The 16,307-nt window shown below is 55.7% G+C and carries 21 protein-coding genes and 1 tRNA gene; 13 read left to right on the forward strand and 9 right to left on the reverse strand.

Going from position 1 to position 16,307, the window contains the following annotated elements; translation table 11 throughout:
- The first annotated feature begins 170 nt into the window (after window positions 1-170).
- Together KP705_RS07125 and KP705_RS07130 are read left to right on the forward strand one after the other, a co-directional pair.
- Window positions 171-247 (forward strand) — tRNA-Asp (locus KP705_RS07125).
- 190 nt (window positions 248-437) lie between these two features.
- Window positions 438-683, forward strand: coding sequence for a hypothetical protein (locus KP705_RS07130; RefSeq protein WP_046900055.1), 246 nt, complete (start codon window positions 438-440; stop codon window positions 681-683).
- A gap of 10 nt (window positions 684-693) precedes the next feature.
- On the opposite strand, the gene KP705_RS07135 is transcribed toward KP705_RS07130, so the two are convergent.
- Both KP705_RS07135 and KP705_RS07140 read right to left on the reverse strand, forming a co-directional pair.
- Window positions 694-1,458, reverse strand: coding sequence for an ABC transporter ATP-binding protein (locus KP705_RS07135; protein ID WP_046900056.1), 765 nt, complete (start codon window positions 1,456-1,458; stop codon window positions 694-696).
- A 4-nt stretch (window positions 1,459-1,462) separates the two neighbouring features.
- Complete coding sequence (locus tag KP705_RS07140) at window positions 1,463-2,302, reverse strand: ABC transporter permease (RefSeq protein ID WP_046900057.1); 840 nt, start codon at window positions 2,300-2,302, stop codon at window positions 1,463-1,465.
- 122 nt (window positions 2,303-2,424) lie between these two features.
- Between KP705_RS07140 and queE the strand changes: the two genes are divergently transcribed.
- From queE to KP705_RS07155, 3 genes are read left to right on the forward strand one after another with little or no spacing between them, the layout of a single operon-like run.
- Window positions 2,425-3,066 carry a 7-carboxy-7-deazaguanine synthase gene (gene queE, locus KP705_RS07145; protein ID WP_046900058.1) on the forward strand — a complete coding sequence of 214 codons (642 nt, stop codon included), beginning with the start codon at window positions 2,425-2,427 and terminating at the stop codon, window positions 3,064-3,066.
- Window positions 3,063-3,764, forward strand: a complete 702-nt coding sequence (gene queC / locus KP705_RS07150; protein ID WP_046900059.1) for a 7-cyano-7-deazaguanine synthase QueC — start codon at window positions 3,063-3,065, stop codon at window positions 3,762-3,764. Before queE ends, queC begins: the two co-directional genes overlap by 4 nt.
- Window positions 3,761-4,294, forward strand: a complete 534-nt coding sequence (locus KP705_RS07155; protein ID WP_046900060.1) for a 6-carboxytetrahydropterin synthase — start codon at window positions 3,761-3,763, stop codon at window positions 4,292-4,294. Before queC ends, KP705_RS07155 begins: the two co-directional genes overlap by 4 nt.
- Window positions 4,295-4,300: 6 nt before the next feature.
- On the opposite strand, the gene folE is transcribed toward KP705_RS07155, so the two are convergent.
- From folE to KP705_RS07175, 4 genes are all read right to left on the reverse strand, one after another.
- On the reverse strand, window positions 4,301-4,939 hold the full coding sequence (folE, locus tag KP705_RS07160) for a GTP cyclohydrolase I FolE (protein WP_211514056.1): 639 nt from the start codon (window positions 4,937-4,939) through the stop codon (window positions 4,301-4,303).
- Between the two features lie 8 nt (window positions 4,940-4,947).
- Window positions 4,948-5,835, reverse strand: a complete 888-nt coding sequence (gene folK, locus KP705_RS07165) for a 2-amino-4-hydroxy-6-hydroxymethyldihydropteridine diphosphokinase (RefSeq protein ID WP_215764231.1) — start codon at window positions 5,833-5,835, stop codon at window positions 4,948-4,950.
- Window positions 5,832-6,596: a dihydropteroate synthase gene (folP, locus tag KP705_RS07170; RefSeq protein ID WP_211498838.1), complete on the reverse strand. Its 765-nt coding sequence runs from the start codon at window positions 6,594-6,596 to the stop codon at window positions 5,832-5,834. The genes folK and folP overlap by 4 nt, the downstream gene beginning before the upstream one ends.
- A 328-nt stretch (window positions 6,597-6,924) precedes the next feature.
- Window positions 6,925-7,689 (reverse strand): DsbA family protein, encoded by a 765-nt coding sequence (locus KP705_RS07175; RefSeq protein WP_046900064.1) that lies wholly within the window; start codon window positions 7,687-7,689, stop codon window positions 6,925-6,927.
- Between the two features lie 201 nt (window positions 7,690-7,890).
- Here KP705_RS07175 and KP705_RS07180 point away from each other — a divergent pair, with 201 nt between their 5' ends.
- Window positions 7,891-9,285 carry a gamma-glutamyltransferase gene (locus KP705_RS07180; protein ID WP_211516343.1) on the forward strand — a complete coding sequence of 465 codons (1,395 nt, stop codon included), beginning with the start codon at window positions 7,891-7,893 and terminating at the stop codon, window positions 9,283-9,285.
- Here KP705_RS07180 and fliP read toward each other — a convergent pair whose 3' ends face one another.
- Together fliP and KP705_RS07190 are read right to left on the reverse strand one after the other, a co-directional pair.
- Window positions 9,286-10,023: a flagellar type III secretion system pore protein FliP gene (gene fliP, locus KP705_RS07185; RefSeq protein ID WP_211499886.1), complete on the reverse strand. Its 738-nt coding sequence runs from the start codon at window positions 10,021-10,023 to the stop codon at window positions 9,286-9,288.
- Window positions 10,020-10,313 (reverse strand): flagellar biosynthetic protein FliO, encoded by a 294-nt coding sequence (locus KP705_RS07190; protein ID WP_064273702.1) that lies wholly within the window; start codon window positions 10,311-10,313, stop codon window positions 10,020-10,022. Before KP705_RS07190 ends, fliP begins: the two co-directional genes overlap by 4 nt.
- A 206-nt stretch (window positions 10,314-10,519) precedes the next feature.
- On the opposite strand from KP705_RS07190, the gene flgB reads away from it, so the two are divergent.
- The 7 genes from flgB to recA all read left to right on the forward strand — a co-directional run bounded on the left by flgB (window position 10,520) and on the right by recA (window position 15,071).
- Entirely contained in the window at window positions 10,520-10,912 is a 393-nt protein-coding gene (gene flgB, locus KP705_RS07195; RefSeq protein WP_046900068.1) for a flagellar basal body rod protein FlgB, read from the forward strand.
- Window positions 10,913-10,924: 12 nt separating this feature from the next.
- Window positions 10,925-11,332, forward strand: a complete 408-nt coding sequence (gene flgC / locus KP705_RS07200; protein WP_215764232.1) for a flagellar basal body rod protein FlgC — start codon at window positions 10,925-10,927, stop codon at window positions 11,330-11,332.
- A 3-nt stretch (window positions 11,333-11,335) separates the two neighbouring features.
- A complete protein-coding gene (locus KP705_RS07205; RefSeq protein ID WP_046900070.1) occupies window positions 11,336-11,656 on the forward strand; it encodes a flagellar hook-basal body complex protein FliE in 321 nt (106 codons plus the stop codon).
- A gap of 3 nt (window positions 11,657-11,659) precedes the next feature.
- Window positions 11,660-11,932: a flagellar biosynthetic protein FliQ gene (locus KP705_RS07210; RefSeq protein WP_046900071.1), complete on the forward strand. Its 273-nt coding sequence runs from the start codon at window positions 11,660-11,662 to the stop codon at window positions 11,930-11,932.
- Window positions 11,929-12,756 (forward strand): flagellar biosynthetic protein FliR, encoded by an 828-nt coding sequence (locus KP705_RS07215; protein ID WP_211504156.1) that lies wholly within the window; start codon window positions 11,929-11,931, stop codon window positions 12,754-12,756. Before KP705_RS07210 ends, KP705_RS07215 begins: the two co-directional genes overlap by 4 nt.
- A gap of 3 nt (window positions 12,757-12,759) precedes the next feature.
- Window positions 12,760-13,836, forward strand: coding sequence for a flagellar biosynthesis protein FlhB (locus KP705_RS07220; protein WP_215764233.1), 1,077 nt, complete (start codon window positions 12,760-12,762; stop codon window positions 13,834-13,836).
- A gap of 197 nt (window positions 13,837-14,033) precedes the next feature.
- Window positions 14,034-15,071: a recombinase RecA gene (recA, locus tag KP705_RS07225; RefSeq protein WP_046900074.1), complete on the forward strand. Its 1,038-nt coding sequence runs from the start codon at window positions 14,034-14,036 to the stop codon at window positions 15,069-15,071.
- Between the two features lie 232 nt (window positions 15,072-15,303).
- On the opposite strand, the gene KP705_RS07230 is transcribed toward recA, so the two are convergent.
- Window positions 15,304-16,293, reverse strand: coding sequence for a ferritin-like domain-containing protein (locus KP705_RS07230; RefSeq protein ID WP_215764234.1), 990 nt, complete (start codon window positions 16,291-16,293; stop codon window positions 15,304-15,306).
- Between the last annotated feature and the right edge of the window lie 14 nt (window positions 16,294-16,307).

Here is a 16,307-nt window from a genome sequence, read left to right on the forward strand (position 1 = left end):
CTGTTCGCAGGTCACGTTTTTCCTGCAAGTTATTTTTTTTGTTCGAAAAAAGCATTTTTTTAAAAAACGCTCTTGCCACCCCCAGAGCACGCTGCTAAATCACCGCCACCGACCGAGAGGAAGCCAACACGGCCCCGAACGGACGGTCCAAAGATCGCCTAAAGCGATTTGCGGGTGTAGCTCAGTTGGTTAGAGCGCCGGCCTGTCACGCCGGAGGTCGCGGGTTCGAGCCCCGTCACTCGCGCCACTCTTCTTAAAGAGTGACCATTAAATCCCCCATCCCCAAAAAAAATCTACAGTAAAAACGGGATTTTCGTCTTTTAGCCTTTCAGTAATTAGCGTTACATTTGGCTACAAAGAGCCTTTAATTTCGTAAGAAATTCTTAACCTCTCAAGCAGAAACTCTAAGCATCCTCTCATCTTCTCAGGATGCACTTATGTCTTCCATTTCTGCTCTTGGTACCGCTTCCAATATGTCGGCGCTCTATGCCACAGCAACCGGCCAGAGCTCGAACGCGTCATCCTCCTCTTCTTCCGCCGAAGAGACAACCACAACGACAAACGCTGATGGCACTGTCACCACCACAGTTACAGATTCGTCCGGCAATATTATTTCTGAAAGCACAACAAGCAGCACGTCTGGAGCCACTGACAAAAGCAGGAGCCTGGATACGACAGCCTGAGCCAAGTCACTTAGGCTGTGAGGTAAACCTCCAGAACCTCATCCGGAGGTCCATCCATCCGGATTTTCCCATTTTCCAGCCAGATAACCCGCGTACACCATTTCCGCATAATATCTGGCTGATGGGTTGAAATCACCAAGATGTCCGCGTGCTCAACCATGGCTTCCAACCGTTCCCGTGCCTTGTTCATAAAGGCACCATCCCCGGCCAGGAACCATTCGTCCATGAGCAGAATCTGCGGCGTCATGGCTGTTGCCAAACCGAAAGCCAAGCGAACCGTCATTCCTGAACTATAGGCTTTGACGGGCATATCCATATAACTGCCCAGATCAGCAAATGCCTCAACATCCTGATCCAACTGCGCCGTCTGCTGCTTGGAAAGACCACCGTGCAGCGCAAACAGACGGATATTTTCGCGTCCTGTCAGCTCCACGTTCATGCCAAGGCTACTATCCAGCAATGTCCCGATTGAGCCTTCCAGGCGAACACGCCCGTGTACTGGCTCGTAAATACCCGCGAGCGAACGAAGAAGCGTCGTTTTGCCGGCACCGTTTCGGCCGATCAAACCAAGCCGCTCACCCGGCGCGAGACTGAAGCTGATATCTTGTAAAACGCTAACAATAGTTCTCTCACGGCCATCCTGAACAAGATGCGCTGCCGGAGAACCAGGACGAAGACTGGATAACCTGTCCCCTACATGCCGCTTCAATGAGCGACTTTGGCCATGGTACAGGGGAAAATCGATCCGAAGCTGATCAACGACAATACTTGGCATTACATCAGATCCAGTATGGAATACGGGCACGCATACGACAGAACAATGCAGCAGCGGCGGCCCAAAGAAGGATGCCCTGTCCGATAGCAGCATACCAAAGAACGGGTCTGACCTCGTACCCCATGAGTGGGCCACGCATGACTTCAATAATGGGGTAAAAGGGATCGAGCAGCAGATATTGGCGCCCGGCATAGATCAGATCGGGCTTCCAGATCACGGGTGTGACGAAAAAGAAGATCTGCAGAAGTGACGCCATGATCGGTGCAATATCCCGAAAGCGTGCCCCCAGCATACCAATCAGCAAAATGATCGAAAAACTGTCCAGAAGCCAGAGCGGGACGCTCAGAAGCAGGCTCCAGCTCTGCTTGGGCCAGATATGATAGATGCCAAACACAACGGCAATCACCACCACGTTGTGGAGCAGCATCAGCACGTTACGGACAATCAGTCGAATAACCGGCAGCGTGGCGGGAATTCTTCTGGCATGGAATAGCGACGTACTCTGAGTAAAAGCCGTTGCCGCATCATTAATGACGCCGCTGACATACCCCCACAATACAATCGAAAGCGACAGGAACGGCAGGTAATGCGGCAGATCCATATGGAAAAGATAGCCGTAGACCACCCCCATGGCTGCCGTCATGATTGCGGTCGAAAGTGTCAGCCAGAATGGCCCCAGCACTGACCCGCGATAACGGAGCTTGATGTCCAGCCAGCCAAGAGCAACAGCCAGTGGCAGCAGCCGAAAGCCGGCCTTCAGGTCATCCAATGCGGCCCGGATACGGCCGAATCCCTTCTGGGGAGCCAGATCGAGTATGGGAGTACGGGAGTTGCTGTCTTCCATGGGCTTCTCCCTACCATGAAAGACGTTTCTGCCCACCCCTGCGTGCCCTCGAAACGCCTGTCCGCAGATAAAAGAATGTTTTCCCTTGCATCTGGCCGCGTCCTCGCCGAAATGCTGCGGTCATGTCTTATGCTGTGAAGGAAATGTTCGTCACCCTCCAGGGAGAGGGTGCGCAGACGGGTCGCGCCTCGGTATTCTGCCGGTTTGCCGGGTGCAACCTGTGGTCAGGCCGAGAGCAGGACCGTGAAACGGCAGCATGCCGCTTCTGCGACACGGATTTTATTGGAACCGACGGTGAAGGAGGCGGCCGCTTTCAAGACGCTGCCACTCTGGCGGATACTATCGAACAATGTTGGCAAAGCGTCGCTGATGCTTCGGGCCGCCGTTATGTTGTGTTCACAGGAGGAGAGCCACTTCTCCAACTGAATGCGGAACTGATTGCTGCCGTTAAGGCCCGGGGGTTTGAGATTGCCGTTGAAACCAACGGAACAATCGCCGCACCGGACGGGATCGACTGGATCTGTGTCAGCCCCAAGCCGGGTGGCGCCCTGGTCCAGAAAAATGGCTCGGAACTGAAGCTCGTATATCCCCAGATCGAGCTTCCGCCCGAACTGTTCGACACGCTATCCTTCCAGCACTTCTGGTTGCAGCCAATGGATGGACCTAACCGCCTGGAAAACACGCAGGCTGCTGTTGCGTATTGTCTGGCACATCCGCGCTGGCGCCTTTCCCTGCAAACTCACAAGATGATCGGAATTCCATGAGCAACGCCGCCCTTGTCCTGTTTTCTGGCGGCCAGGATTCAGCAACCTGCCTCGCCTGGGCTCTCTCCCATTTCGACCGTGTTGAGACCGTAGGTTACGCTTACGGACAACGACATCTTGTCGAGCTTGAGTGCCGTGACACCCTGCGCGCGCAGATGGCAGCCCATTCTGCAGAATGGAAAGCAAGGCTGGGCGAAGATCATACCATTGATCTGGCATGCCTTGGCGCCCTGTCCGAGACCGCTCTGACCCGAGAAGCAGAAATTGGATTCAACGAAAGTGGCCTACCCAATACCTTTGTGCCAGGTCGCAACCTGATCTTCCTGACATTCGCAGCCGCGTTGGCTTATCGTCGCAACGTCAAGCATATCGTTACGGGCGTCTGTGAAACCGATTATTCGGGCTACCCCGACTGCCGCGACGATACGATCAAAGCGCTGCAGGTTGCCCTGAACCTGGGCATGGACCAGCGCTTCGTGCTGCACACGCCCCTGATGTGGATCGACAAAGCCCAAACCTGGGATCTGACAGAAGAACTTGGCGGAAAAGCGCTCGTAGATCTTATCAATCAGGAGAGCCACTCCTGCTATATGGGAGATCGCACACATCAGCACGCCTGGGGTTATGGCTGCGGCACATGCCCGGCCTGTCAGCTCCGTGCTGAAGGATGGCGCCGTTATTGCGAGAGCAAAGCATGACCGCAGAACTCGTCTTTACGCGCCGTTTCTGCATGGGCCACAGGCTTATTACTGGCACCAGTGAGAAGTGTGCGGTTCCCCATGGGCATAATGAATATGTGAAAGTGACACTCCGGCCTGTCGAAGAGAAACGGCTGGATGGTCACCAGAACATGATCCTGCCATTTGCAGAGGCCAAAACCCGTTGGCATGATTTCATAGACAACAGTCTCGACCATGCTTTGCAGCTATCGGAGCAAGACCCGCTGCTGACATGGTTTCGGGATCACGAGCCTGAACGCGCACGCAGGATCGTCGTCACGCCAGGCGACCCTACGACCGAAGTCATGACCGCGCTTCTGCTTGCCAAGCTGACAGCCATTCTGGCCGATCAGGGCGGAAAGCTTCGTGTTCATGAAATTGAGCTTGAAGAAACCCCGACCAACACGGTCAAGCTCAGCGGCGATCCCTCATTCTATCTTCCGCAAGTCGATCGCGCTGCCCAAGCCTGCTGGTGGAACCGGGCAGACATGAGCATATCGGATCTTTAAAGCTTTTCAGCTTCGCAGAAGAGATAGGATCTCCATGCGGGCTGCATGGTCATGCTTCCAGGTTCCACGGGCAATCATTGTAACCGTAGTGGAACCCGGCGAGCGTACACCGCGCATGCTCATGCACATATGCTCGGCTTCAATCACAACGAGAACGGCTTCCGGCGCCAGCACATCTTCCATGGCCTGCGCGACCTGATCGGTCAGGCGCTCCTGCAACTGGGGGCGTCGAGCAAAACCTTCCACAACGCGCGCCAGCTTACTAAGGCCCGTCAAACGCCCGCCTGCCGGCAGATAGGCCACATGCGCCTTACCGTGCACCGGCAGAAGGTGATGCTCACACATGGAATGGAAATGGATATCTTTGACGATAACGGCACCATGGTGCTGGTCTGCTGAGAACTGCGTCTTCAGATGATCGCGCGGGTCTTCATACAGACCTTCGAACACTTCCAGATACATCTTTGCCACGCGCTGAGGCGTGTCATGTAAGCCCTCGCGTTCCGGACTTTCCCCGATCGCTTCCAGAATTGTACGAACTGCGCCCGCAATCCGCTCCTGCGCATCGGCAGGCCGAGACAAGCCTTCGAGCGGGCGCAGATCTTCATTGCTGGCTTTTGCAGCCGTGGCGTTCCGGTCAGTCATGTCGGGTTTCAGGCTCCTTCGTTTCCCGAAGCGGCACGATCCGGGTCACGCCGGGTCACATCTCCGCTGGTTCGAGGCAGGACTGCTAGCGCGTCCGCCACCCGACGTCCACCAATCACACGCTCTGCCGCTATTTCCGCCAGAGGTTCGAGAACAAACGCCCGCTCAAACAGATGACGATGCGGCAGCGTCAAAACACGGTCAGAAATACTGCATTCATCATAATGAAGAAGATCAATATCGATGGCCCGTGCCCCCCAGCGGACACCCGGCTGCCTGCCCAACTCCCGCTCAATCCTCTTGCAAATTGCCAGCACTGCATGAGGACGCAGCGTTGTCTGACCCGTTACACACAGATTGACGAATCCCGGCTGATCGATCCCACCCCACGGTGCACTATCGTACAGGGAGGAGACGCTCAGAAGCTGCAAGCCACTCTCCAGAGACAGACAATCTGTTGCGGCTGCCAGCATTGCCTCACGGTCCCCCAGGTTAGCGCCCAGTGAGAACGCAACCTCATGAACCCGCTGGCGCTCAACTGTCGTCGCGGTTTCCGATACAGGATAGGGCACGGGTGCAGCCGGCTTACGCACGGTCACAAGAACCTGCTCAACACGCCCCAGACGCCTCAAAACCTTATCAGCAATCCGTCCCGCGAGTGCCTCTATCAGGCCCATGGGCTTTCCGGTCACGATGTCAGAAGCGATATCGCACAAAGTGCCGTAACAGACGGCCTGAAGGTAATCGTCTGTTTCGATAGCCCCTGAGAGATCTGCACGAATTTCGATATCAATGATGAAGCGTTGCCCGATCCGGTTCTCTTCCGGCAACACGCCATGATAGCCGAACAGACAAAGATCCCGAACAAAGACGGCAGTCAGCGGAGCGGTAATCATTTACAGTCCTTCAGGATCTGGCGCATTGCCAGCGCATCTGCATGCTCCCGAACGTCATGAACACGCAGAATATCAGCGCCAGCATCTGCACCGAAAAGATTGGCAGCCAGGGTTCCCGCCAGCCGTTCGTCTACAGGACGGCCCAGAAGATATCCAAACATAGACTTCCGGGAGAGCCCCAGAAGGACCGGCAGACCATACTCCTGCTTCAGAATACCAAGAGAGGCCACGGCCTGGACGTTCTGATCCTGTGTTTTTCCAAAACCAATTCCCGGGTCCAGAATCAGGAAGTCTTTCTTTACCCCGGCCTTCTCAGCCAGATTGAGTGAATGATCAAAAAACCGGCGCCAGTCCGCCAGTAGATCCAGTTGATCATCGCAATCATGCCGGTTGTGCATGAGAACCGCCGAGGCTCCCCTGTCTGCCACCACGAACGCCATATCTGGATCGGCCTGAAAGCCCCAGACATCATTGATAACTCGTGCGCCCGCCTGAAGAGATTTTCGAGCGACCACAGCTTTCGTTGTATCGACCGAGATCGGAACGCCCTCAGGCGCAAGACGGTTAATAATCGGCTCAAGCCGTGCCCATTCTTCATCGGCCGGCACTGAGCGAAAACCAGGTCGCGTTGACTCCGCCCCGATATCCAGAATGTCGGCACCATCAGTGAGCATGGACCGGGCGTGTGCCAGCGCTGTTTCCGGGGCCTGAAAATGACCGCCGTCAGAAAACGAATCCGGCGTAACATTCAGAATACCCATCAATAAGGGCTGTCTTCCTGAAGGGGAGCCAGAAATACGTGAAGCGCTATTTTCAGACGGAAACAGAGAGAACAGTTTCGATATACCTTAGTGCGAGAAGAGCCGGAGAATCCCAGCTTCTTCAACTGTAAGAGACCTGCATCGTAGTCCGTCCGCATGTGAACGGACAGTGGCGAAGTTTCCGCATTTCTACATGGAAGACGATCTTCACGAGAACGCCTCCATGTTCATATGGCACTCAATTACGGCACTAATTAGGATCCGGAATTTAAGCTTTTCACATTCCCTGCGACGGCCCTTCCGGCACCGAAGAGCTTCTCTTAAGGATTCAGGACTTTCTAGCCTGCTCCAGGAAGGCTTCCATCTGCTCTTCATTAAGAGCACCTGGAGCAACGGCAGCCGAACCGAAAATAAACGTCGGCGTCCCGTCAAGATTGATCGCACGCCCCTGATCCAGATTGGTCGTAATCAGAGCGACAGTCGCAGGTGAGCTCATATCTGCTTTCAGGCGATCGACATCAAGACCGTTTGCCTTCGCAAGCTCCGCAATCCGTTCCATGGTCGGCTTGGTGGTATCTGCCATCAAGGCCTGACGCATCACGTCATATTTCCCCTGCGCGCTGGCAGCGAAAATAGCCCGGCTATCCAGCACGCTTCCGCTTCCCAGAACTGGAATAACCTTTTCAACCAGACGGACATCTGGATGACGGGCCAGAAAACGATCAACTTCCGGCATCATGGCCCGGCAGTACGAGCAGCGCGGATCAAAGAATTCCACCACGGTAATTTTTCCGTGCGGATTACCGCGAACAGCATAGTCAGGAGCCGTCTGCAGATCATGCAGATGCGTTTTTACAGCCTCAAGAGCCGAATCCTGCTTCTGCTGCTCCGCTTTCTCTCGCAGGGAGCGGATGGCGTCCGTCAGAATGGAAGGATCTTCCTTCAGAGCCTGCCGAAGGATCTGAACCACTTCGGCACGCTGTGCAGGCGTAAAGTTTTCTGAGGGGCTTCCCGAAGCGGCCATCGCAGCATTCCCGTAGGAAGAAAGCGCAGCAAAAACGGCGAAAACCGTTGCGGACAGGCGATGTTTCACAGAAGGCTCCGGATTGCAGAAGACGCGGCACCGTAACTGTCCGCGGCCATTAATGAAAGACTGTCACAAAGAGAAGCGCCCAAGACCTCTCCCACAACAGAGGGATTACCGTTATGACTGAGCAAACTGAATGTGAGGTCTCTTCCGAATGGGGAGCATCTCACTTGCCGGACCCGAGACCAGATAGTGGAGAAACGCCAGGTGGCGCACCGTCGAAACCAGATTTCCCTCCGCGGCTCCCGTAAGGCAGGCCGCGTGTCGTTCCACCTTCTGGCTTCGGTAGCCTCAGGGCTCCTGCTGACTGCCTGCTCAAGCATTCCTGGCTTCACGTCCCTCGTGGGCACAGCTCCTGCCCCGGCTCTCACAGGCAGCATCGGCACAGTGGTCGCTGATGAACCACAGGCAGCACTTGTCGGGCACGATGTTCTGGCACGCAAAGGCAATGCTGCAGACGCCGCAGTGGCCACAGCCATTGCCCTTGGTGTGACCCTTCCCTCCCGCGCGTCTCTGGGCGGTGGAGGCGCATGCCTCATATCCCAGCCCGGCGCCTCTGCGCAGAGCATCAGTTTCCTCCCCGCTGCTGGTAGCAGTGCAGGTGGCAATCGCCCGGCGTCCACGCCTGCAACGCTTCGCGGCCTGTTCCTGATCCATCACCATTATGGCTCGGTTGAATTCAACGACCTGATCGCCCCCTCGATGAACCTTGCCAGCAACGGCATCACCGTGAGCCGGGCTCTTGCCTCTGATCTGGCGGTCGTACGCACTGCCCTTCTGGCTGACGAAAATGCACGGGCAATCTTCGGTCGTGGCGAAGCTGGAACCCTGACTTCTGGCGATACTCTGATCCAGCCTCGTCTGGCTGGCTTTCTGGAGCGTGTTCGGTCAGCAGGCGTTGGCGATTTGTATAACGGTGCCTTGGCGGACGTTTACAGCACAGCCGCTCAAAAAGCTGGTGGAGGTCTCAACACCAGCGATCTACGCAGAACGCTGCCGGTCGAGACGGTTGCTCTCACCACACAAGCAAACGGCATCAGCGCTTCGTTCCTTGCTCCACCCGCTGATGGCGGCCTTGGCGCAGCCATTCGCTATACGACCGGTTCATCTGCCCAGGGCGCTGTCAGCGCCTGGCGCGCTTCGGGCGCAACGGATGTCGCTGCCGCACAGGCAGCTCTGGATAACGGCAAGACAGGAGGTAGCGCTCTTCCTGCACTTCCAGCCTCCACATCCTTTGTCGTCACGGACCGTAATGGCATGGCCGTTGCCTGCAGCCTGAGCGAGAACAATCTGTTTGGAACAGGCCGTATCGCTGGCAGCACGGGCATCGTGCTTGGTGCATCTCCCGCCGCGACACCTCGCCCCCTCCTCGCGGCGGCAATTCTGAGAGACCGTCGCGGATTGAAGGCTGCGATTGCGGCGTCTGGCCAGAATGACGCTGCGGATGCTGTGGGCGATGCGGCACGAGCTGCAACTCAGGGGGCAGAAATTGCCCATTCCGGCGCAGGTCGCGTCAACGCAGTAACGTGCACTGACGGCAATAACTGCCACGGAAACACCGATCCGCGCGGCGCAGGCCTTGCCGCCGGAACAACGAACTGATTACCCGGTAAAGCTTCTTACAAGGCTCCCCGCCACCAGTGACCAGCCATCGACGATCACAAAGAAGATCAGTTTGAAGGGCAAAGACACTGTGCTGGGGGGGAGCATCATCATGCCAAGGCTCATCAAGACACTCGAAACAACGAGATCGATGACGAGGAATGGCAGATACAGCAGAAATCCCATTTCAAAACCGCGCCGCAGCTCTCCAATCATGAAAGCCGGCACCAGAACACGCCACGGTGTGTCCTCAATTTTTTGAGGCGGCTTTTCATGGGCAATGTCCAGAAAGGTTGAAATGTCTGCAGGCCGTGCCGTAGCAGCCATGAAATCATGAAAAGGCTGCGCAGACCGGCTTAACCCTTCCATCTCACCAACCTGCCCCGCCATCATGGGAGCAATGCCTGTATCCCAGGATTTCTGAAGCGTTGGCTGCATCACAAATAACGTCAGAAAAAGCGCCAACCCGATCAGAACGGTGTTCGGCGGCGTGCCCTGCGCGCCGAGTGCGCTTCTCAGCAACGACAACACAATCACGATCCGCGTAAAGGCTGTCACCATCACCAGAAGACTGGGGGCAAGCGACAAAACGGTGATGAGAGCACTGAGCTGCACCAGCCTGCTGGTCGTTCCAGCCCCGCCGGACTGCCCCAGATCAATGCTGACGGCCTGAGCATATGCCAGATGCGGGCACAACAGACAGAGCAGGAGTGCAAAAAGGAGAAGGCAGGACTTCACGAGGCCTCCTCCAGCGCTGCAGCAAAACTGGCTCTGTCACCATGCCATTCAAGCAGCACATCCTGACTGCCACCAGTCAAAACCAGAACTTCGCGGCTACCGTACCGTATGACTGAAAGTCGCCGGGTGCGATCCAAGGCCATCTGTCCCACAAGAGACAACCCGGCACCGGACTTTCCATACCCTCCCTGGCGGGAGCGGACGGCCTTCAGCAAAGGCTTCAGACCGACAAGAAGCACTATTATGAACATTAACGCCGAACAGGCAGTTAAACCGTCATGGAGGGTCATGGCACCGTATTTCCTTCACTTTGGAAAAGAGTGCCGGACAAAGATTAATAGACGCCTAATAGCGGCTGGAATTCTGCTCATCACGCGCCCGATTATCATCGGAAGCCAGAGAATCATGGATGCTATCAACCATTCATTAAGCACTTTCCGCCATGATCAACTCTATCGGGCCGAAACAGGGTTCTGCATGGAGGGAAACTGCAGCAATGCGCAACACGGACACCACAGCGACCAGTGGCACAAACCTGTTTGCCCTTGGTCAGGACCGTCTGAACTGGCTTCAGGCGCGTCAGCAGGTTCTTGCAGGTAACATCGCCAATGCAGATACCCCTGATTACACGCCCAAGGATGTCTCCCCTTTTGAAGCGGCATTAAGCCAGTTCGAGATCACACCCACGGCGACGCAGCCTCAACATATCGGCTCATCAGCCTCCGTCACGCATGTGCAAGACGTTGAAACCGAGCAGTCTCTGGATGGCAACCAGGTTTCCCTCGATCAGCAGATGGAACAGGTAGCAGACGTGAGCGACCAGCAGCATCTCGCAGTCAATATCTACGGAAAATACATGAGCATGTTTCAGACAGTTCTCGGCAAATAAGGGGAGCGACCCATGAACCTCTCCAACACCATCGGCATTTCTGCCAGCGGGATGGATGCTCAGGCCCAGCGTCTGCGGATTGTGGCAGAAAACCTTGCCAACCAAGACACGACAGGCTCCACACCCGGCGCGGATCCTTACCGACGAAAAACCATTACTTTCGCAGAACACGTGGACAATGACACTGATCTTTCCACAGTCGATGTACAGGAAATCGGCCGGGACATGTCTGATTTCCAGACGAAGTATGACCCGTCTCATCCAGCGGCCAATGCACAGGGCTATGTGAAAATTTCCAACGTGGATTCAATGGTGGAGATGATGGACATGCGCGAAGCTGAACGCTCGTACGAAGCCAACCTCAACACCATGCAAAGCACCCGTACCATGCTGTCCCGCACACTGGACCTGTTGAAATAACTCATGATCACGTCTCTTTCCCAAGCGCATAGCGCATATGCCCAAAGCCTTCAGAGCCGCTTTCAGACAGGAGTGACGGACGACGTTCCTGATGGCACGGCTGCCTCGGGCGATTTCGGCTCTGTCATGTCGCAGGCGGTCAGCAGCGTCATCAACACTGGCCATGATGCAGAAGCACAGTCTGCTGCCGGACTGCATGGCGGCGGGGACATGACCCAGATCGTCACAGCCGTATCCAACGCCCAGCTCGCGCTTCAGACGTCCACGGTCCTTCGAGACCGAATGGTGCAGGCGTACCAGGACGTTATGAAAATGACGATCTGACCAATGCAGGCAATCGATCTGGGCGCGATTCTGGAGCAGACCTTCATTGTCGCCCTCAAACTGAGCGCTCCGGCTCTCCTCACTGCGCTGGCCGTTGGCCTGTTGGTGTCACTCTTTCAAGCCGTCACGCAGCTGAATGAGAGCACATTGTCCTTTGTCCCCAAAGTGATCGCCATCGGTGTTGTCATGATGATGGCAGGCTCCTTCATGACGGCAACCCTGCTGACGTTCACGCGACATCTGTTTGATCAGCTCATTCTCGTCGGAACAACGTGACATCGTTTCCTTTTCCAACGGATCTGTCCGGACAGGCTCTGACAGAATGGGCCTTGGCGTTTGTGCTGGTTCTTTGCCGAACGGGTGCAACGGTCATGGTGATGCCAGGGCTGGGGGAACAGTCACTCCCCATGATGATCAGAGCAGGAATTGCCCTGACGCTTACCTTCCTGATCCTTCCCTTGGTCCTCCCTTTGCTGAACACTTCGCAGCTCGACACGCTCGGCCCGATAGCGCTCGCAGGAATGATATCTGTGGAGCTCTTCGCTGGCCTTCTGATCGGATGGATTGCACGCCTGATTACGATGGCGCTCCCTATTGCTGGTCAGATGATCGCCATGTTCATTGGTATTTCCAGCGTGCTCCAGCCAGACCCCGACCTTGGCTCCAGTAGCTCAGCGCCCGCACGCTTCATGAATCTGCTCGCCCCTCTGATCCTGTTGATCACCGGTGCCTACCTTTTGCCAATTCACGCAGTAATTGGCAGCTACAGCCTCATTCCGCCGGGAGGGGCGCTCATGAACCATGCTGCAGTTCCACACTGGCCCATTCTGGGAGATGCGGCGCGCAGTATTATTCAGATGACGGGTAAGGCATTTTCCCTTGGGCTAGAGCTTAGCGCTCCATTTCTGATCCTGTCGCTCGTCTGGGAAATGATGCTCGGGATCATGACGAGGCTGCTCCCAAATCTGCAAATTTATAATGCCGCCAACCCTTTACAAATGTTGGGAGGCATTGCGCTCCTGGGGTTAACACTTCAGGCTATGCTGACAGTCTGGCAAGGACAGGCTTTCGATGTGCTCCGCGCACTGCCAGGGCTTTGACGCGTGGCAGACGCAGAAGACAGAACAGAAGCCCCTTCGCAACAAAGGCTCCAGAAAGCCCGAGACGACGGACAAATCGTTCTTTCTCGGGAAGCCATGAGCTTTACTGTCCTGCTCGGCGGCCTCCTGGGTATTTTCGCGCTTCTTCCGTTTTTGGTGCCCAACTTTGTGCACAGCATGAAAAGTCTCATGGACAATGCCGGAACCATTTCGATGGTACAGGGCGGCCTTCTTTCCACAACGCAACACACCATCACCGCAGGGCTTGCACTCGCCCTTCCCGTAGCAGGGCTCATCACGGCACTCACGCTAGGTGTGGGCTTCCTGCAAACCGGCTTTCTGATTCATCCCGGATCATTACTCCCCAAGATGTCCCGCGCCTCTCCTATGGGAGGTCTTAAAAGGATTTTGGGCGGCGGCACCTTGCCGGATACATGCAAAGCCCTCGTCAAACTGCTGATTTTCGTAACCGTACTCTGGCACCTGGCGAAAGGCATTATCCCTGACGCCCGGAGTATGACAGGCCTCAACGCAAGCGCCATTCTGACGACTGTTATTCGTCTGGGGCTCAGTGGCGCCACAGGCATGATTTTGGCTCAACTTATGATTGCTGGAGGCGACATCTTCTGGATGCGCTTTCGGCACACAGCCAAACTCAAAATGAGCCGGGAAGAGCTCAAGGAAGAATACCGAAATACTGAAGGCGATCCGCACGTTAAAGGCAAATTGAAAGCCATGCGCGCCAAGGTGGCCAGGCAGCGCATGATGGACGCCGTAAAAACCGCCACGGTCATTGTGACCAATCCAACGCACTATGCCGTCGCACTCGTTTATGAAAAGGGCGCATCAAGTGCCCCTAAGATCGTTGCCAAAGGTGTTGACGACGTAGCCGCGCGCATTCGAGAGCTAGCACAGGACCACCGCGTACCCATCGTAGCGAATCCTCCTTTGGCCCGCGCTCTTTATCCCTTGCCTCTCGAAAGTGAAATTCCGGCAGAGCATTTCAAGGTCGTGGCCGCAGTCATTGCTTATGTATGGAAACTCAGAAGGCCAGCCGGCAACCATTCTCCGATCCGATAAAAAGAATCTTCTTTTTTCTAATGCTACCCCCTTGGCGAAGCCTCTTGTTCTCATGATATGGTGACCAGAACATTTGTGAACACGACACCTCAGAACACGATGAAATTCTCTCCGGTGAGAGGTGCCCTCCTATGCGGGGGGCGTAGCAAGGTCTATCGTGTTCCTACCCACCAGCCATGAACGATTACGAGGATTGAATGGACAAGACCAAGGCGCTTGAAGGCGCTCTCAGCCAGATCGAGCGTGCGTTCGGCAAAGGGTCGATCATGCGGATGGGCCAGCGCCCGAAAGAGCAGGCTGACGTTATTTCAACCGGTTCCCTGGGGCTTGATATCGCTCTCGGAATTGGCGGCATGCCCCGCGGCCGCGTTGTCGAAATTTACGGGCCGGAAAGCTCGGGCAAAACCACGCTGGCACTGCATGTTCTGGCTGAAGCACAGAAAAAGGGCGGTACAGTCGCCTTTATTGACGCGGAACATGCGCTTGACCCTGGATATGCCAAGAAGCTCGGCGTTAACGTCGATGACCTTCTGCTGAGCCAGCCGGATGCCGGTGAGCAGGCGCTGGAAATCGTCGATACTCTGGTTCGTTCCGGCGCCATTGATGTTCTGGTTGTGGACTCAGTGGCCGCGCTGGTCCCCCGGGCAGAACTCGAAGGCGATATGGGCGACAGCCACGTCGGCCTTCATGCCCGCCTCATGAGTCAGGCCCTGCGCAAGCTGACCGGAACCGTCTCACGGTCGAACACACTGGTCATCTTCCTCAACCAGATCCGCATGAAAATTGGCGTGATGTTCGGCAACCCGGAGACCACAACCGGCGGTAACGCGCTGAAGTTCTACGCTTCCGTTCGTCTTGATATCCGGCGCATCGGCTCCATCAAGGACAAAGATGAAGTCGTTGGCAACCAGACGCGCGTCAAAGTGGTCAAGAACAAGATGGCCCCGCCGTTCCGTCAGGTTGAGTTCGACATCATGTACGGTGAAGGCATCAGTAAGGTCGGTGAGCTTCTTGATCTGGGCGTGAAAGCGAACATCGTCGAGAAATCCGGCGCATGGTTCTCTTTCGACAGCCAGCGCATTGGTCAGGGACGTGAAAACGCCAAACAGTTCCTGCGAGACCATCCTGAAATGGCGCAGGAAATCGAGCGTCGCGTACGTTCTGAAGCCGGGGTCGTGGCAGAAGCCATGATGACAGGCCCAGAGAGTGACGACGACGCATCAACTGAAGATTGATTTCAGCAAAAAGAGGCTCCGACAAGGGGCCTCTTTTTTTGTCTGTTGGAATACAGAAAAGCCAATATCAGATTTAAGAAACGCTTTCTTGCCCTGTCTTCAGCCCAAAGCCTTACAAGGCATAGACCTGATAGCTATGGGCCCTCCGGCAGATTAAAGACCTGAAACAGGGCATAAAAAAAGGATCAGGCGAACCTGATCCTTTTGGTCTTCCGAAGTTCCAAAAATTATTTCACGAGGCAGACTTCGCGGGGCATAGCTTGCTGCGTAGACATGCCCATGTCTTTGCTCCTTTGATAATCGCTCTCGCAATGGCCGGAGTGGTTGTGGGCCGAAGCAACCGCGGATCATAGCCCGCAAAGCGGCGGTCATTCTCATCAAGGCAGAGCTGCATCAGGTCAGGAACATTGACGTCCATATTCGTCATGTCCTTGGCCCCGGTGACCGTAAAATTATTGTCCTGCGTGTACTCTTCACCGCTCTCGTCGATGCTGCGCGCCAAGCCCATGCGCTCATACGCCAGGAAGATCCAGACGCCGATAACACGCGCTTCAAACCATGGGCGCTTCCAGAACGGCATTGTTGCCCGATGCCAGGCCAGCCAGTTCGCAAACAGCAGAATGTGCCGGCATTCTTCCTGCATCACAGGCTCAAATGTCTCGATCAGTTCCGGCGGGAAAAGCCCTGCGCGCTCAGCCAGGGCAAACAGGCCAAAGGCAAAGAAACTGTCCACACATTCAGAGAAGCCCGTCACCAGGTAGGCCCATTCCGTGTCTTTCGGCTCCACATAGGGAGGCTCAGGCGCCATCGGAATTTTGTAGGCTTCAACCAGCTTGGTCAGAACTTCCTTATGGCGATTTTCTTCCCAGGCATTGCGGGACAGAGCGTCCTTCATGTCCGGGTCATCAATCATCGCCGCATAGGCGGCCATACGGAGGCGTGCCTTGCCTTCGGTCTGAACAGCAATATCCCAGATTGGCAGGGACGTGATGCGATGCAGCGTTTCCGGATCAAGTTCCGGCCAGTCAATGACTGAGGGCTTGTACGGATTGAACGTGTCGCGGAACATCTGCGCGACAGCCTTCTTGTGCTCTTCCGTTCCCGGCTTGAGAGGCCCCTTGATTGGGCTGCTCCAGTGGCGCGCTTCATAATCGACGCGCTCAAGCGTCTTCTCCGACGGTGCGTCGGGAAGGTGGGAATAGATTTCGGCCAGGCTTTTCATGATAGTCTTCGCGG

Source organism: Gluconobacter sp. P1D12_c, assembly GCF_018812105.1.
Taxonomy (GTDB): Bacteria; Pseudomonadota; Alphaproteobacteria; order Acetobacterales; family Acetobacteraceae; genus Gluconobacter; species Gluconobacter oxydans_A.